Annotated in this window: 19 protein-coding genes; 9 read left to right on the top strand and 10 right to left on the bottom strand. The window is 73.0% G+C overall.

Annotated features, from left to right (window positions below; translation table 11 throughout):
* Positions 1-190: 190 nt before the first annotated feature.
* The 5 genes from cueR to MKK64_RS24930 all read right to left on the bottom strand — a co-directional run bounded on the left by cueR (position 191) and on the right by MKK64_RS24930 (position 6,912).
* Entirely contained in the window at positions 191-658 is a 468-nt protein-coding gene (gene cueR / locus MKK64_RS24950; RefSeq protein ID WP_147844750.1) for a Cu(I)-responsive transcriptional regulator, read from the bottom strand.
* Positions 658-3,150, bottom strand: a complete 2,493-nt coding sequence (locus MKK64_RS24945; RefSeq protein ID WP_279593360.1) for a heavy metal translocating P-type ATPase — start codon at positions 3,148-3,150, stop codon at positions 658-660. Before MKK64_RS24945 ends, cueR begins: the two co-directional genes overlap by 1 nt.
* Positions 3,151-4,008: 858 nt before the next feature.
* On the bottom strand, positions 4,009-4,986 hold the full coding sequence (locus tag MKK64_RS24940) for a transporter (protein WP_147842835.1): 978 nt from the start codon (positions 4,984-4,986) through the stop codon (positions 4,009-4,011).
* A 560-nt stretch (positions 4,987-5,546) separates the two neighbouring features.
* A complete protein-coding gene (locus MKK64_RS24935) occupies positions 5,547-6,290 on the bottom strand; it encodes a dienelactone hydrolase family protein (protein ID WP_243938253.1) in 744 nt (247 codons plus the stop codon).
* Between the two features lie 202 nt (positions 6,291-6,492).
* Entirely contained in the window at positions 6,493-6,912 is a 420-nt protein-coding gene (locus tag MKK64_RS24930) for a hypothetical protein (RefSeq protein WP_243933726.1), read from the bottom strand.
* 255 nt (positions 6,913-7,167) lie between these two features.
* Here MKK64_RS24930 and MKK64_RS24925 point away from each other — a divergent pair, with 255 nt between their 5' ends.
* Positions 7,168-7,656 carry a DUF302 domain-containing protein gene (locus MKK64_RS24925; protein ID WP_243938251.1) on the top strand — a complete coding sequence of 163 codons (489 nt, stop codon included), beginning with the start codon at positions 7,168-7,170 and terminating at the stop codon, positions 7,654-7,656.
* Positions 7,657-7,810: 154 nt separating this feature from the next.
* Here the strand turns inward: MKK64_RS24925 and MKK64_RS24920 are convergent, their stop codons facing one another.
* A complete protein-coding gene (locus MKK64_RS24920) occupies positions 7,811-9,409 on the bottom strand; it encodes a gamma-glutamyltransferase family protein (RefSeq protein WP_147860061.1) in 1,599 nt (532 codons plus the stop codon).
* A gap of 463 nt (positions 9,410-9,872) precedes the next feature.
* Between MKK64_RS24920 and MKK64_RS24915 the strand changes: the two genes are divergently transcribed.
* Positions 9,873-11,306 (top strand): carbohydrate porin, encoded by a 1,434-nt coding sequence (locus MKK64_RS24915; RefSeq protein WP_243938260.1) that lies wholly within the window; start codon positions 9,873-9,875, stop codon positions 11,304-11,306.
* Positions 11,307-11,347: 41 nt separating this feature from the next.
* Here the strand turns inward: MKK64_RS24915 and MKK64_RS24910 are convergent, their stop codons facing one another.
* Positions 11,348-11,608 carry a DUF6894 family protein gene (locus MKK64_RS24910; RefSeq protein ID WP_147728908.1) on the bottom strand — a complete coding sequence of 87 codons (261 nt, stop codon included), beginning with the start codon at positions 11,606-11,608 and terminating at the stop codon, positions 11,348-11,350.
* A complete protein-coding gene (locus tag MKK64_RS24905) occupies positions 11,608-12,318 on the bottom strand; it encodes a Crp/Fnr family transcriptional regulator (RefSeq protein ID WP_243938249.1) in 711 nt (236 codons plus the stop codon). Before MKK64_RS24905 ends, MKK64_RS24910 begins: the two co-directional genes overlap by 1 nt.
* Before the next feature lie 277 nt (positions 12,319-12,595).
* Between MKK64_RS24905 and MKK64_RS24900 the strand changes: the two genes are divergently transcribed.
* The 5 genes from MKK64_RS24900 to MKK64_RS24880 all read left to right on the top strand — a co-directional run bounded on the left by MKK64_RS24900 (position 12,596) and on the right by MKK64_RS24880 (position 16,448).
* Complete coding sequence (locus MKK64_RS24900; protein ID WP_243938247.1) at positions 12,596-13,855, top strand: helix-turn-helix domain-containing protein; 1,260 nt, start codon at positions 12,596-12,598, stop codon at positions 13,853-13,855.
* Positions 13,852-14,094, top strand: coding sequence for a hypothetical protein (locus MKK64_RS24895; RefSeq protein WP_147728911.1), 243 nt, complete (start codon positions 13,852-13,854; stop codon positions 14,092-14,094). Before MKK64_RS24900 ends, MKK64_RS24895 begins: the two co-directional genes overlap by 4 nt.
* 58 nt (positions 14,095-14,152) lie before the next feature.
* The gene (locus tag MKK64_RS24890) at positions 14,153-15,685 is read left to right on the top strand and encodes a cation:proton antiporter (protein WP_147860059.1); all 1,533 of its coding nucleotides are present in this window, start codon (positions 14,153-14,155) and stop codon (positions 15,683-15,685) included.
* Positions 15,686-15,781: 96 nt separating this feature from the next.
* Positions 15,782-16,057 carry a BrnT family toxin gene (locus MKK64_RS24885; RefSeq protein ID WP_147842842.1) on the top strand — a complete coding sequence of 92 codons (276 nt, stop codon included), beginning with the start codon at positions 15,782-15,784 and terminating at the stop codon, positions 16,055-16,057.
* Positions 16,044-16,448: a BrnA antitoxin family protein gene (locus MKK64_RS24880; RefSeq protein WP_243938245.1), complete on the top strand. Its 405-nt coding sequence runs from the start codon at positions 16,044-16,046 to the stop codon at positions 16,446-16,448. Before MKK64_RS24885 ends, MKK64_RS24880 begins: the two co-directional genes overlap by 14 nt.
* Positions 16,449-16,573: 125 nt before the next feature.
* Here MKK64_RS24880 and gshB read toward each other — a convergent pair whose 3' ends face one another.
* Positions 16,574-17,524 carry a glutathione synthase gene (gshB, locus tag MKK64_RS24875; protein ID WP_243938243.1) on the bottom strand — a complete coding sequence of 317 codons (951 nt, stop codon included), beginning with the start codon at positions 17,522-17,524 and terminating at the stop codon, positions 16,574-16,576.
* A 123-nt stretch (positions 17,525-17,647) separates the two neighbouring features.
* Positions 17,648-17,911 carry a hypothetical protein gene (locus MKK64_RS24870; protein WP_147729324.1) on the bottom strand — a complete coding sequence of 88 codons (264 nt, stop codon included), beginning with the start codon at positions 17,909-17,911 and terminating at the stop codon, positions 17,648-17,650.
* Between the two features lie 541 nt (positions 17,912-18,452).
* On the opposite strand from MKK64_RS24870, the gene MKK64_RS24865 reads away from it, so the two are divergent.
* Positions 18,453-18,644, top strand: a complete 192-nt coding sequence (locus MKK64_RS24865; RefSeq protein ID WP_243933708.1) for a hypothetical protein — start codon at positions 18,453-18,455, stop codon at positions 18,642-18,644.
* Between the two features lie 127 nt (positions 18,645-18,771).
* Positions 18,772-19,602 carry a hypothetical protein gene (locus MKK64_RS24860; protein WP_243938241.1) on the top strand — a complete coding sequence of 277 codons (831 nt, stop codon included), beginning with the start codon at positions 18,772-18,774 and terminating at the stop codon, positions 19,600-19,602.
* The last annotated feature ends 55 nt before the right edge of the window (positions 19,603-19,657 follow it).

Below are 19,657 nucleotides of genomic sequence, written 5' to 3'. Positions count from 1 at the left end.
GGGTGGAGCAGCCCGGTAGCTCGTCAGGCTCATAACCTGAAGGTCACAGGTTCAAATCCTGTCCCCGCAACCAAACACACCACATACACCTCACAAAACCGCAAACAGCCGGCCCGCGCACCACGCAGGCCGGCTGTTTGCCGTTCGGGTATCGCCTTCGGCAGCGGCTCCCGATGCGGCGTCCGCCTCGTCATCCCTCATCGCGCCGATGCGCCGACCGACCGAGCCCGAACCGGGCGGGGCCGCCCGGTGCGCCTTCCGGAACAGGTCCGGCCTCCGCCAGATCCTCCATGATCGGGCAGTCCGGGCGGTCGTCGCCGTGGCAGCGTGCGGCGAGCGCGGTCAGCGTCCGGCTCATCGCGTGGAGCTCGGCCGCCTTCCGCTCCAGCGCGTCGACGTGCTCGAGCGCGATGCGCTTCACGTCGGCGCTGGCCCGGCCCCGGTCGCGCCACAGCGCCAGCAGCACGCCGATCTGCTCCACGGTGAAGCCGAGGTCGCGCGCCCGGCGGATGAAGCGCAACGTGTGGATCTCCGCTTCGGTGTAGTGCCGGTAGCCGGCTTCCGATCGCGCCGCCCGGTCGATCAGGCCGGTGCTCTCGTAGTAGCGGATCATCTTGGCCGAGACGCCGGAGGCCCGTGCGGCCTCGCCGATGGTCATCATCGCCGCGCCTCCGCGGCCGGGCGCCAGCGGCGCAGCAGCAGCGCGTTGCCGACGACGCTGACGCTGGAGAACGCCATCGCGGCGCCGGCGACCATCGGGCTGAGCAGGCCGGCGGCCGCGAGCGGAATGCCGACGACGTTGTAGGCCAGCGCCCAGAACAGGTTCTGCCGGATCTTGGCGTAGGTCCGCCGGGCGATGTCGACGGCGTCGGCGACCAGCACGGGATCGCCGCGCATCAGCGTGACGCCGGCGGCGTGCATCGCGACGTCGGTCCCGCTGCTCAGGGCGATGCCGACATCGGCGGCCGCGAGCGCCGGCGCGTCGTTGACGCCGTCGCCGACCATGGCGACCCGACGCCCGCCGGCCTTCAGGCGCAGGATCGCCGCCGCCTTGTCCTCCGGCAGAAGCTCGGCCGTGACCGCGTCGAGGCCGAGCGCCTCGGCCGCCCGGGCGGCGCTGCCGCGATTGTCGCCGGTCAGCATCACGATGCGCAGGCCGCGCCGACGGAGCGCGGCCACGGCCGCGGCCGCCGAGGGCTTCATCGCATCGCCGAACGCGATCAGGCCGAGGAGCCGCGGCGCCTGGTCCGGGTCGCGACCCGCCTCGGCGAGCCACGAGACGGTGCGGCCGTCCCGCGCCAACGCCTCGGCCCGCGCGGCGAGCGCCGTGAGGTCGACGCCGTCCTCGTCCATCAGCCGGCGGCTGCCGAGGCGCAGCGTGCGGCCCTCCACCACGGCGGCGACGCCGCGGCCGGGCAACGCCCGCAGGTCGGACGCGGCCGGCGGCGACACGCCCTCGGCGGCCGCCAGCGCCGCGACGGCGTGGGCGAGGGGATGCTCGCTGCCGGCCTGCAGCGCCGCGGCGCGGCGCAGGAGGTCGGCCCGCGCGATGCCCGGTGCGGGCTCGAGCTCGGTCACCGTCGGGCGTCCCTCCGTCAGCGTGCCGGTCTTGTCGAAGGCGACCGTGTCGAGGGCATGGGCCACCTCCAGCGCCTCCGCGTCCTTGATCAGGATGCCGTGGCGCGCCGCGACGCCGGTGCCGGCCATGATCGCCGTGGGCGTCGCCAGGCCGAGCGCGCAGGGGCAGGCGATCACGAGCACCGCCACCGCGTCGATCAGCGCGGCCTCGACGCCGGCGCCGGCCACGAGCCACCAGCCGAGGAAGGTGAGAAGCGCCAGCCCGAGCACCACCGGCACGAACACCGCGCTGACCCGGTCGACCAGGCGCTGGATCGGGGCCTTGGCCGCCTGCGCGTCCTCGACCAGGCGGATGATCCGCGCCAGGGTCGCCTCCGCGCCGACCGCGACGGCCTCGACCACGAGCAGGCCGTCGCCGTTGATCGCGCCGCCGACGACCCGGTCGCCGACCGCCTTGGCGACCGGCACGCTCTCGCCGGTGATCAGCGCCTCGTCGACCTGGCTCGCGCCGGCGCGGACGGTGCCGTCGGCGGGCAGCCGCTCGCCGGGGCGGACCACGACCATGTCGCCGACCCGGAGCGCCGCGACGTCGATCTCGGCCTCGCTGCCGTCCGGCCGGCGCAGGCGCGCACGCTCGGGGCGCAACGCCGTCAGCGCGCGGATCGCCGACGTGGTGCGCCGCTTGGCGCGGCTTTCCAGGCGCTTGCCGAGCAGCACCAGGGTGATCACCACCGCCGAGGCCTCGAAATACAGGTGCGGCGCCGCGTGGCCGTGCGCCTCGGCCCGGACCAGCTCGACCAGACTGAGGCCGTAGGCCGCCGAGGTGCCGAGCGCGACGAGCAGGTCCATGTTGCCGGCGCCGGCCCGCAGCGCGCGCCAGCCGGCCCGGTAGAATCGGGCGCCGAGCCAAAGCTGGATCGGGGTGGCGAGCGCCAGCTGCAGCCAGCCGGGCGGCATCCACGCGATCCCGAACGGCATCAGCAGCATCGGCGCGACCAGCGGCGCCGCGAGCAGGCCTGCGACGAGGAGGTGGAGCCCGTCGCGGCGCGCGGCGGCGTCCCGCTGGACGTCCGCGGCCTCGGCCCCGCCCGCGGGTGCCGCCGGGGCCGCCTCGTAGCCAGCCGCCTCGATCGCCGCAACGAGCGCGTCGGCGGTGACGGTGCCGGCCGCGACCGTCACCCGCGCCCGCTCGGTGGCGAGGTTGACCGCGGCCGCGGAGACGCCGGGCACGGCCCGCAACGCCGTCTCCACCCGCCCGGCGCAGGACGCGCAGGTCATGCCCGTGACCGCGAGATCGACGGTCTCGGCCGCGACGTCGTAGCCGGCATCCGTCACCGCCTGCGCGAGGGCCGCGGTCGGCACCCCGGCCGCGACGGTGACGCTGGCCCGCTCGGTGGCGAGGTTCACGGAGGCGCTCGCCACGCCCGGCACCGCCCGCAACGCCGTCTCGATGCGGCCCGCGCAGGACGCGCAGGTCATGCCCGAGACGGGCAGGGCGACGGTGCGGGTGTCGGCCGGCGCGTGCGGGTCGGTCGTGGTCGGGGTGAGCGTGTCGGCGTCTGCGTTCAGCATGGAGCCGAGATGGGGCTTCCAACGGTGGGAAGGTCAAGGCCGGATGGTGAAGGCTGGAACGGCGCCGGATGCGGGGATCGGCTTTCAGCCGTCGGCGGTCAGGGGCGCGGCCGGCTCCGGTCGTCGCGGAGCCGCGGGCCCGCGCCGACGGCGGCAGCGAGCCAGGTTCGGCGCCGCGCGATCAGCCGCGGCAGCGGACGCTCGACCCGCACGCTCGCGGACCGGGTCGCGCCGGCCCCCGGAGCGGCGCCCGATCGATCCGTCACCGCCCCTGCGATCCGAGTCGCTGTGGACCCTGCATGGCCGCCAGCCTGGCGCCGGCCGGTGGGCCGGTCGACCGCCGCCGCTTCAGGCCGTGCGGGAGCCGTCCGTTTCAGAGGTCGGGGGCGCCGATGCGCGCGCTGGGCCCGGGGAGCGCCGGATCGGTGCCGCGCATGCCGGCACCATGCCGATGCCGAGCGGAGCATGCTGACGGGCTGCTGCCGATCCTTCGAGGGATCGCGAGGTCAATATCCGATTCGTATTTCTCACAGAACGGATCGTCAAAACTGTAATTCCGTTCCAGGATCCGTGACTTATGAAATCAGACCTTGATGTCGGGTCGGCGATCGATATGCTGTCGATCCTGAGAAGGCGAAGCTTCCGTTTCCCCTTTGCTTCGATTCTCACACTCAGCCCCGCCGGCTCGAGCCGCGCGGGGCTTTTCGTCGTGCCTCGCGGGCGACCGGTCCGCGGCGATCGCTCCGCATCGGCCGATGGACGCGGTTCGCGACGATCGCGGCCACCCGACATGACGATGCCGGCTCACGGGGAGCCGGCATCGTCGGTCGATCGGTCGTTGGCGATCGGTCTTGGCGATCAGTACTTGCGGACGAGCGGGGTGGGCGCGGCGACCGCGGCGGCGGCGGTGGTGTAGAGCGGCGCGATGAAGCGGACCCAGCCGCGGGTCTCGTCGGCGAACGGGCCGACGCCGCGGTCGGCGACGGTGCGGGTCACCATGAGCTGCGTCTTGAAGATGCCGAAGTCGTAGCCGATCAGGCCGCCGGCCGCGAACGTGCCCTGCTTCTGGTAGTTCGCGTAGATCGCCCGGTTCCGGTTCACCGGCAGGTCGGTGTAGCCGTAGGCCACGGCGCCGATCTCGAACTTGCCGAAGGTCTTGGTCGCGGTCAGGTCGATGTAGAGGCCGTCGGAATTCGGGATCGGGCCGAGGGCAGCGCCGACCTGGCCGCCGAAGCGCGGCGCGTCGTCCACCTGCAGGATGTGGGTGAGCGCGGCGGTCAGGTTCCAGCCTTCGCCGGTGTAGGAGATGCCGCCGGTGTTGCGGATCGAGGTGCCGGCGACCTGCGGCAGCACCGGGGTGGCACCGCCGGCGATGCAGGCGGCGCCGGGAGCGCCGTTGCAGAGCGAGCCGCGGTCGCCGACGCCGACATAGGCGCCGACGAGGTAGGCGGCGCTGATCTTGTTGCCGAGATCCCAAGCGAAGATGTTGCCGATGAAGGGGTTGTAGAAGTAGCTCTGGTCCTGGTTGGCGACGCCGGCCGGGTTGTTCGTGCCCACGAACACCGACGGGACCGCGATCACCGGCATGATGGTCGCGCCGAGCACCTTGTAGCCGGTCGACCAGACCAGGATCGGCACGTTGACGCCGACGTCCGGGCTGTTGCGCGCGTCGCCGCGGCCGGTGCTGAAGGTGTTGATCGCGTAGACGCCTTGCGGCAGCGGGCCGTAGGCGAGGCCGACCTGCTCGCCGGGCTGCGTGACCGGACCGGCCTGAACGGTGGTGCTCATGCCGACGGTGAGGGCGACCGCACCTGCGGCAAGCCAGGTCTTCATCATGTTCTCGTTCCTACCCCAGGGATCTCGAATGTCGGGCACGTCGCCTCGAGACCATCGTGCCGAACCTCGCTTGTCCGGTGCGAGTTCTGTTCGGCGATGGCCCAAGCGCCGTCTTGCGGTCCGACCTCTTCCGTCTCAACCTGGAGAATTATTCTACAGCGTCGCCCAAAAAAATAGCGGTTTCAGGCACCTTAGTGCCTAGATTGGGCCGCCGTTGCACAAAGGCTGCACTTTCCGGGGGCGGCGGCCGGAGCCTCATCAGCACCGCCCGGGCCTGAGCCCCCGATGTGATGCACATCGCCTCGACGCGCGGGCCCGCGACGGCTCGAATAGGATCGCGGACGGCCGATCGATCGGGGTTCGTCCGGGACGTCCGCACGAATAGGGCGGCAATAGGCGGACCCCGCGCGCCCGAGGGATCCGAACACGGGGGGGACCCGGCTCGCGGCCCGCGTCCGAGAGCGGGGCATCGATCCCCGGCGCAGGGGCCGGACCGCGCCTCGGGCGGGGGAGGGCGGCCGGTCTTTTCGGAAGGGCCCCGGGCGATCCGCGGCGCGCCGTTATCCGCCGCCGTGCAGCGTGCGGCCGAAGAGGGCGCGCATCGCGTGCCAGCCCTGCTCGGCGGCGTCGGGATCGTGGACGGGGAAATCCGGCATCATCCAGCCATGCGCGGCGGGATAGGTCCGCGCCGTGTAGCGCACGCCGGCCTGCGCCAGGGCGTGCTCCAGGCGCGCGGCCATCGCGGGCGGATAGCTGTCGTCGTTCTCGGCCGCGGCGATGTGGATCTCCGCCGTCAGCGCGGGCGCGAGCCGGTGGGGGCTCGTCGGCGCATCGGTGGCGAGGTTGCCGCCGTGGAAGCTCGCCGCGGCGGCGAACCGGTCGGGGTAGGTGCCCGCCGCGGCGAGCGCCATGCCGCCCCCCATGCAGAAGCCGACCGCACCGACCCTGCGTCCCGCGACGTCGTCGCGCGTGTCGAGATAGGCCAGGACGGCACCGGTATCGTCCGCGGCCTTGATCGGGTCGGTCGTCGCCATCAGCGGGCCGAGGATGGCGCGGAAGCCGGCCGCCAGGACGTCGCGCGGCACGAAGGGCCCGTAGGGGCCGTAGCGGTAGAACAGATCCGGGACGAGGACGACGTAGCCGGCATCGGCGAGCCGCCGCGCCATGTCGAGCATCGCCGGGCGGATGCCGCCGGCGTCCATGTAGAGGATCACCGCCGGCCACGGCCCGCCACCGGCAGGCGTCACGACATGCGTCGGGCAGGCGCCGTCGCGTGTCCGGATCGTGGTCTGCTCGGTCGCCATCGAAGCCTCCTCGGCAGGACATCGGCGATGTCCGCGCCGGACCATCTACGGCCGCGGGCGGACCGGCCGCAAACCCGTCGACCCGGTCGAGCGAAAGGCGCGCGGCGCGGCGGCGCATCGGGTGGATCTGCAGTCCTGGCCGATGCGCGCGATCGGCCAGGGCTTCGCAGGGTTGAGGCTCGCTCCGCGGACCGGTCCCCGCTCACAGGGCCCCGAGCGTCACGGTGCTTGCGCCGACCTCGGCCGAGGCGGGGACATCGGGCAGCCAGCGCACGGCGCCGGCAGTCGCGAACCCGCCCTGCTTGAGGACCTGGGCGGCATTCGTGGCGATGCCGCGGGTCCGGTAGGCGACGGTGAAGGCGGCCGGCGCCTGGAAGCGCTCGGCCGACGCCTCGGCAACGGATGCGGGCCGCCACCGCGTCAGGTTCGGCACGAGAAGGCCGCCCTGCGCGCGGACGTCGGCGGCGCCGAGCGCCACGCCCGGCACGTGATAGCCCGCACCGAGCACGGCGGGCACGGCGACGGCGTTTCCGGTGGCGGTCGCCTCGGAGGCGGGGGCCGCGGCGAGGGTCCCGATGGTCAGGGCCAGGGCGGCGGCGAGGGTGATGGTGCGGTGGGTCATCCGTCGATCCTCAACTGCGACGGGGCTGCCCGTCGTTCGATGAGGCGAAGATGCGAACGGCCACTCTATCGATCAAACAGATGCGATCGATCCCAAGTATCGATGGCGTAGATATCTTGTCCGTCTTGCGGACGCCGCTCCGCGCCCTCCTTCAGCCATACGGCGGTCGGTCGGCCGCAGCGGAGGCGGGCCACGCGTCCGGCGCGCGCGATCGAGCCCGAGAACCCGAGGCGAGCGACCCGAGGCATCGATCCCATGAACGACCCGATATCCGCGACCCAGGTCACGATCGAGCACGTGACGCTGCGCTCCCCCAAGTCCTTCGAGGCGGTGCGGTCCGCCCTAGAGGCGTCGGTGCCGCGCCTCGACCACGCCTATGCCGAGCTGCTGCTGGACGGACAGGTGGACGCGGCGCGCGACCTCCTCGAGCGCCAGGCGCCGCTCTCGATCTTCGGCGCCCGCGACCATGGCGGGCTGCTCCGCACCGCCGGGCTCGTGCGCAAGGCCGTCCAGTACGACATCGGCAACCCGCTGACGGCCGCGCGGATGACCCGGCACGTCCTTTCGGCCGCCCTGTACGCGCCGGTCCGGGTGCTCCTGCGCGAGGATGCCGAGGGCCGCGTCGCGTTCGAGTACGACCGCCCGGCCACCACCTTCGGCCAGTTCGGCGACCCCGAGGTCGACGGCGTCGCGCGCGACCTGGACGAGCAGCTCCGCTGCGTCCTCGCCGCGGCGGCCGCCTGATCTCGCCGGACGGGCACGGCGGCCGGCGCGGCCGGATCCTGGCCGTCCGGCCGTCCCCGAGGGAGCGGCCGATCGCGGCCCGTGGGCCGACCCATCCGATCGCGCCCGGGTCCGGCGCGAAGGCGTCGCGGCGCGCCTCCGGCCGCCCGTTCCCTCACAACCCCAGCGCGCCGCCGTCCGAGCGCGGGTCGTGCGTCGCCTCGATCCGCCCGTTCCTGGCGTGGCGCACCAGCATGCCGGCGTGGCCGAGCGAGTCGATGTAGGCGCCGCCGAGCTCCTCGATCCGGTGGCCCATGCGCTCGAGGGCGCGGATGCAGGCCGGGTCGAAGCGGTCCTCGACCTTCACCGTCAGCGATTCCGCGCCCCAGGTGCGGCCGTAGAGCAGGCGCGGGGCGTCGACCGCGTCGGCGGGGCCGCGGCCGTAATCGGCGTAGCGGGTGAAGATCTGCGCCTGGAACTGCGGCTGGCCGTCGCCGCCCATCGAGCCGTAGGCCATCACCCGGCCGTCGTCGAAGCAGGCGAGCGCCGGGATCAGGGTGTGGAACGGGCGCCGTCCCGGCTCCAGCGGGTTCACGGCGTCGGCGTCGAGCGAGAACGACGTGCCGCGGTTCTGCCAGTGGATGCCGGTCTTCGGCAGCACGCAGCCCGAGCCGTATTCCCAGTAGATCGACTGGATGTAGGACACGGCCAGGCCGTCGGCATCGATCGCGCCCATCCACACGGTGTCGCCCTCGCCGGGGTTCCGCAGCGGGATCGCGGCGGCGCGCGCCATGTCCACCTGCGCCGCCTCGCGGGCGAGGCTTTCGGGCGTGAGGTAGGTCGCCGGGTCCGAGGTCAGGCGGTCGTGGTCGGTCACCACCCGGTCGCGGATCGCGAAGGCGCGCTTCGTCGCCTCGATCAGCCCGTGGTAATGCGCCGTGGTCTCCGCCTGGCGGATGTCGAGGCGGTCGACGATGCCGAGGATCAGCAGCGCCGCCAGGCCCTGCGTCGGCGGCGGGAAGTTGTAGAGCGTCGCGTCGCGGCGGCGGATCGAGAGCGGCGCGCGCTCGCGCGGCTGGTAGGCCTTGAGGTCGGCCCGCGTCACCGGCGCGCCGAGGCGCTCGAGGTCGGCGGCGATCTCGCGGCCGACGTCGCCGCGGTAGAAGTCGTCGAGCCCGGCATGGGCGAGCTGCTCCAGGGTCGCGGCCAGCGCCGGCAACCTCCGCACGTCGCCCACCGGCCACGGCTTGCCCGCCTTGAGGAACGTCGCGGAAAAGTTCGGGGCGTCGTGGAGGGTGTCGAGCTCCTTCGGCACGTAGCGCCCCTCCGAGGGCGAGACCGGGCAGCCCTCGCGGGCGTGGCGGATCGCGTCGGCGAGCAGCGTCTCCAGCGGCAGCCTGCCGCCGAGCGCCCGCGACAGCTCCAGCGCCAGCCGCCAGCCGCCGACGGCGCCCGCGACCGTGACGCAGGCGTCGGGGCCGCGGGACGGGATGGCGTCGAGCTCGCGCTCACGGTAGCGCGCCCGGGTGGCGAGCGCGCCGGCCGGCCCGCAGGCCTCGATGCCGCGCACCCGGCCGCCCTTCTCGCGCACCAGCCAGAACCCGTCGCCGCCGATGCCGTTCATGTGCGGGTAGACCACGGCGATCGTCGCGGCCATCGCGGTCATCGCCTCGATCGCGTTGCCGCCCTGCGCCAGCACGGTCTGCCCGGCCTGCGCGGCGCGGTGGTGCGGGGCGGCGACGGCGCCGTGGGAGAAGACGGGTGTCTCGGGCATGGTCTCGCTCACGGCTGGCGACGGATCGGCCGGCTGTACGAAAACCGTGCCGCGGGCGCAAAGCCGCGGGTCTCGACGAAGGGATCGCGCGAAGCGCCGACGCGGCCCCCGCTCCCGTCCGGGAGAGGTCGGGGTGCGACCTGTCCGGAAAGACCTGTCCCATCACCGTGTCCCTCTCCCGCATCCAAGTCGGGTCTCTCCGATTTGGACACACGACGAGCAGGTTTGGGCACACGACGTGCAGTTCTCGGGCAAGCCCCAGATCTGTGAGAGCGAGGAAATCCGCGCTTCACCGGCCCTCCGAAGCATCCCTTCGGCCCGGAACCCGGCTGGTGTGCTTAACCTGCACGGGACAGGCCCGTTCGGTGGGGCTAGGATCGGGCCACGAACGCTTCAGGGTTCAGTCGTGTCGCGTCCAGCCCCCCTTCCGCGCAGCCGCCTGCTCCCTTGCCTCGCCGCCGCGATGCTCGGCCTCCCGACGCTTGCGCAAGCGCAGCAAGCATCGCCGGCGCCCCCGGTCATTCCGGTGATCCGCGAAGGCGCCGGCGGCGACGTGCGGACCTCGGTGGCGCAGCCCGAGACCACGAGCCAGACCTCGGGCGGCTATGCCCGCTCGGTCGAGCCCTATCTCGGGCCGCTCGGCGATCCGTTCGGCCTGCGCCCGGTCCTGAAGGAGCGGGGCATCCAGTACAGCCTCACCTACATCACCGACGTGCTCGGCAACCCGACCGGCGGGATGCGGCAGGGGGCGGTGGTCGAGGACCGGCTGAACCTGCGGCTCTACCTCGACCTCGACAAGCTCGCCGGCTGGCAGGGCGCGAGCGTGCACGCCAACGCCTACTTCATCCACGGAACCGGCCTGTCGCGCTACTACGTCGGCAACCTGCTCGACGTCAGCGTGATCGGGGCGCTGCCCGCGACCCGGCTCTACGTGCTGTGGTTCGACCAGCAGTTCCTCGACGGCAAGCTCGGCCTGCGCATCGGCCAGCAGGCCGCCGACACCGAGTTCTTCGTCAGCCAGACCGCGACGCTGTTCGTGAACTCGAGCTTCGGCTGGCCGGCGATCACCAGCGCCAACCTGCCCTCCGGCGGCCCGGCCTATCCGGTGGCGGCGCCCGCGATCCGCGCAAAGTTCGAGCCCGGCGGCGGCCTGTCGTTCCAGGCCGGGATCTACGACGGCGATCCGGCCGGCGCCAACCGCCCCGGCGACGACGCGGAGGAGCAGCGCCTCAACCGCACCGGCACGAACTTCCGCACGAACGACCCGGCCCTGATCGTGGCCGAGGCGGCCTATTCCTACAACACCGAGAAGGGCTCGACGGCGCTGCCGGGCACGGTGACGTTCGGCGGCTGGCAGCATTTCGGCCGCTTCGACGACCTGCGCCGCGACACGCTCGGCCTGTCCCTCGCCGACCCGGCCTCGTCCGGCGTGCCGCGCCAGCGCCGGGGCAATGCCGGCCTCTACGCGATGATCGACCAGAGCCTGCTGATCGAGCCCGAGAAGGACGACGAGGGCCTGTCGGTGTTCGTGCGCGCCTCGCTCTCGCCGACGCGCTCCAGCCTGATCTCGGCCTACGTCGACGCCGGCCTGGCCTACAAGGGCCTGATCCCGGGGCGCGACGACGACACGATCGGCGCCGGCATCGCCTATGCCCGCTACGCCGACGACGCCCGCCGGGCCGACACCGACACCATCCTGTTCACCGGCACCGCGATCCCGCGGCGGCGGGCCGAGACCGCGCTGGAGGCGACCTACCAGGCGCTGGTGGTGCCGGGCTTCACCGTGCAGCCGGACGTGCAGTACATCATCCGCCCGAGCGGCGGCGTCGCCGACGCGGACGGGCGCCGGCTGAAGAACGCCACCGTGCTCGGGGTGCGGGCGACCGTGCAGTATTGAGCCCGGGCGGCGCGCCGGCCTGCGGCCGCGAGGCCTGCGGGTCAGCCCGGGCCGTCCTCGTCCGGGACGGTGTCGCCGAACGGCACCGTGAGCACGCGCTCGCCGGCCTCGTCGGCGATCTCGAAGCTGCACACCATCCAGTCGCGGATCAGCGTCAGGCGGTCCTGCGCGATCATCCGGCGGGCGACGGCGAGCGCCCGCGCGCGGGCGGCCTCCACGTCGGCGAGCTCGTCGCCCTCCTCGTCGATCGCCAGCCCCGCCGGGCCTTCGCGGTGCCGGACATGGAAGAAGTACCGCGGCATCACAGGCTCCCGATCAACCGGGCGTACTCGCGCTCGGGCAGGCCGTAGCCGTCGTCCACGACCGCCTCCAGCCCTTCGCGGCTCAGGATCGTGATGCGGCCGCGCCGCGCGCGGATCAGGCCGTGCCCCTCCAGGGCCTGGACCGCCAGGGTCGTGCTGCTGCGCTGCGCGCCCAGCATCAGGGACAGGAACTCGTGGGTGAGCACGAGGTCGTCGCCCTTCAGCCGGTCGTGGCACATCAGCAGCCAGCGGGCGAGGCGCACGTCGATGTTGTAGGCCGCGTTGACGAAGGCGGTCTGCGCCGTCTGCAGCATCAGGATCTGGACGAAGCGCAGCAGCAGCCCGCGCAGGGTCGGGCTCTCGTCGACCGCGGCCAGCAGGTCCGCGGTGGCGATGGACAGCATCCCGCCCGGGCTCTGGACGAAGTGGTGGAACGGCGACCGGTCGACGGCGAGCAGCACCGGCGCGGCCCCGACCAGGCCCTCCCGCCCGATCACGCCGATCTCGACCCTGCCGGCGGCCCCGCTGACGATCGAGGCGAGGCTGTCCTCGGGGAAGTACAGCGTCCGGATCGGCTCGTCGGGCGCGATCAGGGTCTGTCGCAGCTCGGTCGCGACCGGCTGCAGGGCCGGCTGGAGCAACGCGAAGTCGGCGGGCGAGAGCGCCCTGAGCAAGCGGTTGCGGACGCTGGATCGCTGCGGTGCCGGCATCGCTCGGTCCCGATCGGGCAAGAGCACGCGCTGTCTCCCAGGCGCCCGCGCCTCGTCTCTCCGGCAGGCGATGGGCCAGATGAGCGCTCGCCCGCGGCGAGGTCAATCGAAAAGTTTCGTGCCTTGATGTTTGTATGATTGCAGACAGACCCAAGTGTTGGCTATCATACTGAAGCTCCCGTGCCTCTTCCGGGCGGCATTCGCGTATGTCTAGAATTCGAAACCTTGCTCTCTGCGCTGCTCGAAGGGGCGGCCGCCTTCGCGTCCGGAGATCCGAATGAAAGACGTGGCCCAGCAACCGGCGGTGCTGGTCGCCGAAGCCGACGCGATCGTCGCCATGGATCTGAGCGACGCCCTGGAGGGGGCGGGCTACCGGGTGCTCGGGCCGTTCGCGACGGCGGCCGAGGCGCTGCTGTCACTGGAGCGGGAGGCACCGAGCGTGGCGGTCGTCGACCTGGTGCTCAAGGAAGGACCCTCCGACGCCCTGATCGCGCGGCTGCGCCAGTGCCGGCTGCCCTTCCTCGTCCATTCCGGCCTCGAGCGCGACGACCCCGCCGCCCGCGACGTCCGGGACGAGCCCTGGCTGCGCAAGCCGGCGCTGCCCTGGGACGTGGTGGCCCTGGTCGACGCGCTGACCCTCGACGAGCCGGCCATCGACCAGCCCGCCCTCGACGAGCCGGCTTTGGCCGCCGCCGGATCGGCGCCGGCGCATGAGGGGGCGGTCCATGCGCCCCCGACCCACGTCGAGCCCGTCGGCCGCGCGCCCGCCGGCGATGCGCCGACCGCACCGGTCCGGCGGCTTCGGGCGGCGAGGGGCCGCAACCCGCTCGTGCGCAAGCTCGAGGGCTTCGCGGCCCTGTCGGAGGCCGACGAGGCGCTGCTGGAGCGGATCAGCGCCCCGTCGCGGATCGTCCCGTCGCAGACCGACCTCGCCCGCGAGGGCGACGCGCCGCAGGGCGTGTTCCTGATCCTGGAGGGCATCGCCTGCCGCCACAAGGTGCGCGCCACCGGCACCCGCCAGATCACCGCCTACCTGGTCCCGGGCGACCTCTGCGACCTCGACGTGGCGTTGCTGGACGCGATGGACCACTCGATCACCACGCTGTCGGCCTGCCGCGTGGTCCTGATCCCGCCGAGGACGGTGGTCGAGGTGATGGAGAGCCATCCCCGGATCGCCCGCGCGCTCCGGATGACCACGCTGGTGGACGAGGCGACGCTGCGCGAATGGCTGGTGAACGTCGGCTGCCGCTCGGCCCTGGAGCGGCTCGCGCACCTGTTCTGCGAGCTTCGCATCCGGCTGCAGGTGGTGGGGCTGGCCGAGGACGACAGCTACGACCTGCCGCTCACGCAGCTGGATCTCGCCGACACCACCGGCCTGTCGAACGTGCACCTCAACCGCACGCTGCAGGAGCTGCGCCGGTCCGGGCTCATCGAGTTCCGGGGCAAGCGGGTGCGGATCCTCGACCTGCCCCGGCTGAGGGCGCTGGCCGAATTCAAGCCCAACTACCTCCATCTCGGCGAGCGGGCCGCTGCATGAGCCTGTTCCTGCAGCCCGTGCAGGTCGCCACGGGAAGCGACGACCACGAGAGCCGGCTCGTCTTCTCCGACGGCTTCCTCGTCGCCGTGCTGGTGCGCCTGTCCGACCAGCACGAGGACGGGGCGGGCCGCTGGTTCCTGGAGGCCGGCTTCGGGCCGCTCGACGACCCGCGGGCCCCCGTCTTCGTCGACCTCGACGCGGCACAGGCCTGGATCCGCGACCGGCTCGGCAAATCCTGAACTCGGCAAATCCCGAGCTTGCTCCGCCGCGCCGCCCGCAGCGCCCTATCTCCGATCCATGATCATCTTCGATTGGGTCGTCGGCGTCCTGTTCGGCGCGGTGCTTCTGGCCGCTTTCGCGCGGCGGATCGGGGCGCCGTATCCGGCCTTCCTGGCGCTCGGCGGCGTCGGGCTGGCCTTCGTGCCGGGCGTGCCGAACCTCGAGCTCGACCCCGAGCTGGCGCTGGCGCTGTTCCTCGCCCCCGTGCTGATGGATGCCGGCTACGCCACCTCGCTGCGCGACCTGCGGGTGAACTGGCGCCCGATCGCCGGCCTCGCCTTCGGCGCGGTGGCGGTGACGACGATCGCCGTCGCCGTCGTCGCCAAGCTGCTGGTGCCGGGCATGCCGCTCGCCGCCTGCATCGTGCTCGGCGCGATCGTCGCGCCGCCCGACGCGGTGGCCGCGCTCTCGGTGCTGCGCCACGTCTCGCTGCCGCACCGCCTCACCACCATCCTGCGCGGCGAGAGCCTGCTCAACGATGCCGGCTCGCTGCTGATCTACCGGCTCGGCGTCGCGGCCGCCGCGAGCGGCGCCTTCCACGCCTCCGAGGTCGGCCCGACCTTCCTCGTCGGCGTGGTCGCGAGCCTGGTCGTCGGGCCGCTCGCGGGGTTCGCCTTCGTCGCCGGGATGCGGCGGGTGCAGGATGCGGCCAGCACCATCGTGCTGCAGTTCGTGGCCGCCTTCGGCATCTGGATCGCGGCCGAGCGCCTGGAGATGTCGGGGGTGCTGACGCTGGTCGCCTTCGCGATCACCGTGGCGCGCGGCACCCCCGGCATCACCGCGCCGCGCACCCGCATCATCTCCTACGCGGTCTGGAACACCGCCGTGTTCGTGCTCAACGTGCTGGCCTTCGTGCTGATCGGCATCCAGATCGGCCCGATCCTCCAGCGCCTCGCCGGCGCCGACCAGCTCGGCGCGCTCGCGCTCGCCGGCGCGGTCTTCGCCACGGTGGTGCTGGTGCGGATCGCCTGGGTGCTGCCGGCCTCCGCCCTGCCCGGCCTCGCCTTCGCCGAGCCCGGCCGCCACGCCTTCCGCGGCGCGATCGCGGTGTCGTGGGCGGGGATGCGCGGCATCCTCACCATCGCCACGGCGCTCGCCCTGCCGCAGGGCTTCCCCCAGCGCGACCTCATCGTGTTCGCCGCCTTCGGCACGGTGCTCGGCACCCTCGTGGTCCAGGGCCTGACCCTGAACCCGCTGCTCGCCCGGCTCGGCCTCGAGGACGACGACCCGGTCGGCCGCGAGGTGGGCCGCGCCCGGGCCGAAGCCTACCGCGCGGCGCTCGACAGCCTCGAGGGGGCCGAGGACGACGCCGGCACCGAGGCCCTGCGCGAGGAGCTTCGCGGCGCGCTCGCGGCGGCCGAGGACCACGACGAGGGCCGCGCCCCGGAATCGCTGCCCACCGACGGCCTGCGCCGCCGCGCCATCGGCGCCGCCCGCGACACGGTCATGCGCCTGCGGCGCGAGGGCGCGATCGGCGACGACGCCTACTTCGTGCTGGAGGAGGAGTTCGATTGGGCCGAGTTGAACGCGACGCCGAAATCGGAGACGTGAGATCGGCCAGGACGGATGGGATCACGTGCCGCCACCGTCGGGCTGTATATACCGAAATAGGCTTGCGGACGTCGGGTTTCGGTGTAGACCGGAACCATGAGGTTCGCCTTCGACGAGCCGAAGCGACAGGCGAACATCGTCAAGCACGGCTTCGATCTCGCTGCGTTCGAGGAGGCCTTCAGTTTCGACCGCTTCCTGAACATCGCCGCCAAGCCGAGCCGCACCGGACGCGCCCGCTTCAAGCTGATCGGGACGTGGCACGGGGAAACGGTCGTCGTGGCGATCGTTTCGCCGCTCGGCTCCGAGGTGATCGACGTGATCAGCGTGCGGCGTGCCGGCCGGAAGGAGCGAGCGTCCTATGAGCAAGCGTGATCCTGCCCCGAGCTACGTCCCGAACGACGCCTATACCCAGGCGGATTGGGATGCCGTGTCCGACACGCCGCCCCTGACCGATGCGGAGCTGGCGCGCGCCAGGCCCGGCGTCGAAGGGATGCCGCCCGCGATGGCCGAGGCCTTCACCAAGAGGGCCGGCCGGCCGAAGGTCGAGCGGCGCAGCGTCCCGGTCTCCCTGCGCGTGCCGGCGGAGGTGCTGGACGCCTACAAGGCGGGCGGGCCGGGCTGGCAGACGCGAATGAACGCGGCGCTCGCAGCCGGGCTGGCGACGCACACCCAACGCGACCCTCGCTCTGATCGGAATCGCGCCGTCCACGACGGGACGCAGGCGCCCTCGGCCGAGCGGCGCGCGATCAAGCGCACCGCCTGACCGCAAAGGCGAGGGACGCGCCCTAGAACATTGTCCGTGATCACCAGGTCACGGACAATGCTCTCCCTTGTTGTGATGTCGCACTGTCTTCACGCGAGCCGGCATCCACCTCGCTCGAAAAGGCTTCAGACCTGCGCGCCCACCCGCGCCTCAATCGCGTCCCACACGCTCACGGCGAGGTCCGGGCCGCCCAGGCGCTTGATCGCGCGGATGCCGGTCGGGGAGGTGACGTTGATCTCGGTGAGGTGCCCGTCGATCACGTCGATGCCGACGAGGATCAGGCCGCGGCGGCGCAGCTCCGGGCCGATCGTGGCGCAGATCTCGCGCTCCCGCTCGGTCAGGTCCGAGGGCCGGGCGGCGCCGCCGCGGACCATGTTGGAGCGGATGTCGTTCAGGGCCGGCACGCGGTTGATCGCGCCCATCGGCTCGCCGTCGACCAGGATGATGCGCTTGTCGCCCTCGGTGATCTTCTCGAGGAAGCGCTGCACCACCCACGCCTCGCGGAAGGTGACCGAGAACAGGTCGAACATCGAGCCGAAGTTCGGGTCGGTCTCGGAGACGCGGAACACCGCCGCGCCGCCGTGGCCGTGCAGCGGCTTCATCGCCACGGTGCCGTGCTCGCGGCGAAAGTCCTCGATCTCCGCCTTGTCGCGGGAGATCAGCGTCGGCGGCATCAGGTCGGGGAAGTCGAGGACGAAGAGCTTCTCCGGCGCGTTGCGGACTTCGGCCGGGTTGTTCACCACCAGCGTCTGCGGGTGGATCTTCTCCAGCATGTGGGTCGCGGTGATGTAGGCCATGTCGAAGGGCGGGTCCTGGCGCATCAGCACCACGTCGGCCTCCGACAGGTCGATCCGCTCGATCTCGCCGAGCGTCGCGTGCGCGCCCTCCACGTCCTGCACGGTCAGCGCCTGCACCCGCGCGGTGACGCGGCGGCCCTGCATCGAGAGCCGGTCGGGGGTGTAGTAGATCAGCCGGTGGCCGCGCGCCTGCGCCTCGAGCAGCAGGGCGAAGGTGGTGTCGCCGGCGATGCGGATCGCCTGGATCGGGTCCATCTGGACCGCAACGGTCAAAGCCATGTCGTCGGGCTCCACTCATGACGCGGCCGGCTCCCTGGGGAATCGCCGCATCCCCCCGGACCGAGCCGGCCGCTCGTCGTCCCCATCGTCGCTTCGGGCGCGTCGCGGACGCGCCCGGACCGCTCAATCCTCCGGCATCGACTTGCCGCCGGTGCGCTTGTCGTAGTCGCCGATGGCGTTGCGGCACTCGGGCGAGAGGCGCTTGCGGTTGCGCGTCATGCAGGCCTCGGCCGCCGGGCTGTTCGGGTCGACGCCCGCGCAGAGGCGGAAATAGTCGTTGGCGCAGCCGAGCTGCAGCCCCTGGTCCTCGCGCTGGGCCTGCGCCGGGCTGCCGGCGAGCGCCAGCAGGGCGAGCGGGAGGGCCGCCAGCGCCACGGGGCGGAGCATCCGGGGCAGCCTTGCGCCACGGGCGTGTCGAAACGTGTCCAGTCGCATCCAGCGTGGTCCTTGCTTGTCGGTCATGGAATCCCGGGCGGCGGGTCCGCGAGGGGCGCATCCGCGAATGGCACGGCATATCGGGCCCGACGGTCGCTAGGCAAGCGCCCTGACCGTGCGACGGTTCCGCTTCGGCCGCTCCGCCACCGCAACGCAGCATCGGCCGCGATCCCCCGGGCGACGGCGTCCGCCGGCACGGATCGGCCCGGCGCAGAAGAAAGGCCCCGCCCGGGTCGCGAGCAGGGCCCAGTCGTTGGGAGGAAACGCCCGCCATGGGCGGATCCGATCCTGCAAGGGGCAGGCCAACGGCGTGCCGGGGCCGGCACGCGCCGCGCGACGAGGCTCCGCACGCCGTTCTTGCGAGCGCGTCTCGAGGAAACGATGCGTTAACCATGGCGTGCTGATCTGCCGGCCATCGACACGCCGTCGCCCTTGCCGACGCCCCGCCCCGGGGCCCGGGCGCGATGCCCGGATCAGCCGACAGGTGCCCCCCATGACCGTCTCCCGACCCGCCGCCCTCCGTTCCGACCCGCCGGCCGTCGACGACGTCGCGCCGCGCGTGCCGGCCGGCCGCGTGGTGCCGTTCCCCGCCGCGCCCCGGCCCCCCCGGCGTCCCGAGGCCGGCGAGCGCCGCGGCGAGATCCTGCTGTTCCTCGGCGTGCGCTACGAGCGCCTCGCCTCCTGATCCGGCCCCCGGCGGGCGACCCGCCGGCCCGACGATCCCCGCGTCCCACCCCATCGACACCCGAACGAGGCGGACCATGCCAAGTCAGGGCCGGCCGAGTCAGCCCCGGCCGAGTCAGGCCCGGCGCGTGCCGATTCCGATCGCCGGCGCCCGGCGCCGCGCGAGCCCGGTCGCGACCTGCGCGCTCACCGCCGCGCTCCTCACCGCGCTGCTGGCCGCCTGCGCCCAGGAGGGCGATTTCGGCCGCCCGAAGGCCGGCGCCTGGAACAGCCTGGTCGAGACCACCGGGACGCTGGCCGCCCGCGAGCGCGAGGAGCCGGCCTCCGCCTTCCCGCTGACCGACGAGGAGCAGACGCTGCGCGCGCGCGCCTGGCGCTTCCTGATGCCGGCGGCCCCCGAGGCCGCGTTCGTCGACGTGCTCGCCAACCTCACCCGCGCCCGCGTGCTGCCGCCCTCGTGGCGCCCGGGGGACGTCGCCGCCTATCACGACGTCCTCGTCGCCGAGCCCGCCCGCTCGCCGGTCTCGCGCTACCGCCGGCTGTCCGAGGACGCGACCGCCGACGCCCGGCTGATCCCGCCCTTCGTCGCGATCGCCGCGCGGGTGATCGACGCCGACGCCCTGCGGCTGCGCAGCCTTCCCTTCGCCAGGGCGCTCGACGATGTCGACGTGCGCAACGCCGCCATGCGGGTGGCCGAGAACCGATGCCTGATCGCCTGGGTCCGGCTCGAACTGGCCGAGCGCACCGCGCGCTACCGCTACGCGGTCGAGCACCTCGTCGTCGCGCTGCCCGGCCCGGAGGCCGTGGGGGCGGAGCGCAGCATCGGCGTGCTCGCCGCCCGCCGCGCGCTGCTCGACCCGCTGCTCCCGCGCGAGGCCGCCTTCCGCTGCGGCCTCGTGCCCGGCGAGGATGGGGCCGCGGCGTTGCCGCCGGTGCGCCCGCTGGTCGTGAAGGACTGAAAGGCGGCACGCGACGCCACGTTCCGTTGTAAGATCGTTTCGTCCTCTATAAAGA

Source organism: Methylobacterium sp. E-025 (genome assembly GCF_022829705.1).
Classification (GTDB): Bacteria; Pseudomonadota; Alphaproteobacteria; order Rhizobiales; family Beijerinckiaceae; genus Methylobacterium.
Note: the sequence above shows the minus strand (reverse complement) of the source record. Positions and strands in the feature narration are given on the sequence as shown.

Bases quoted from the DNA above. Each gene is read 5' to 3' on its own strand.
- MKK64_RS24910 (WP_147728908.1), bottom strand. From the start codon at position 11,608: ATGCCGCGGTACTTCTTCCATGTCCGGCACCGCGAAGGCCCGGCGGGG.
- MKK64_RS24940 (WP_147842835.1), bottom strand. From the start codon at position 4,986: ATGATGAAGACCTGGCTTGCCGCAGGTGCGGTCGCCCTCACCGTCGGC.
- MKK64_RS24870 (WP_147729324.1), bottom strand. From the start codon at position 17,911: ATGCTCCGCCCCGTGGCGCTGGCGGCCCTCCCGCTCGCCCTGCTGGCG.
- MKK64_RS24895 (WP_147728911.1), top strand. From the start codon at position 13,852: ATGAGCCTGTTCCTGCAGCCCGTGCAGGTCGCCACGGGAAGCGACGAC.
- cueR (WP_147844750.1), bottom strand. From the start codon at position 658: ATGACCATCGGCGAGGCCGCACGGGCCTCCGGCGTCTCGGCCAAGATG.
- MKK64_RS24920 (WP_147860061.1), bottom strand. From the start codon at position 9,409: ATGCCCGAGACACCCGTCTTCTCCCACGGCGCCGTCGCCGCCCCGCAC.
- MKK64_RS24930 (WP_243933726.1), bottom strand. From the start codon at position 6,912: ATGACCCACCGCACCATCACCCTCGCCGCCGCCCTGGCCCTGACCATC.
- MKK64_RS24925 (WP_243938251.1), top strand. From the start codon at position 7,168: ATGAACGACCCGATATCCGCGACCCAGGTCACGATCGAGCACGTGACG.
- MKK64_RS24865 (WP_243933708.1), top strand. From the start codon at position 18,453: ATGACCGTCTCCCGACCCGCCGCCCTCCGTTCCGACCCGCCGGCCGTC.
- gshB (WP_243938243.1), bottom strand. From the start codon at position 17,524: ATGGCTTTGACCGTTGCGGTCCAGATGGACCCGATCCAGGCGATCCGC.
- MKK64_RS24880 (WP_243938245.1), top strand. From the start codon at position 16,044: ATGAGCAAGCGTGATCCTGCCCCGAGCTACGTCCCGAACGACGCCTAT.
- MKK64_RS24915 (WP_243938260.1), top strand. From the start codon at position 9,873: ATGCTCGGCCTCCCGACGCTTGCGCAAGCGCAGCAAGCATCGCCGGCG.
- MKK64_RS24885 (WP_147842842.1), top strand. From the start codon at position 15,782: ATGAGGTTCGCCTTCGACGAGCCGAAGCGACAGGCGAACATCGTCAAG.
- MKK64_RS24935 (WP_243938253.1), bottom strand. From the start codon at position 6,290: ATGGCGACCGAGCAGACCACGATCCGGACACGCGACGGCGCCTGCCCG.
- MKK64_RS24900 (WP_243938247.1), top strand. From the start codon at position 12,596: ATGAAAGACGTGGCCCAGCAACCGGCGGTGCTGGTCGCCGAAGCCGAC.
- MKK64_RS24945 (WP_279593360.1), bottom strand. From the start codon at position 3,150: ATGCTGAACGCAGACGCCGACACGCTCACCCCGACCACGACCGACCCG.
- MKK64_RS24890 (WP_147860059.1), top strand. From the start codon at position 14,153: ATGATCATCTTCGATTGGGTCGTCGGCGTCCTGTTCGGCGCGGTGCTT.
- MKK64_RS24905 (WP_243938249.1), bottom strand. From the start codon at position 12,318: ATGCCGGCACCGCAGCGATCCAGCGTCCGCAACCGCTTGCTCAGGGCG.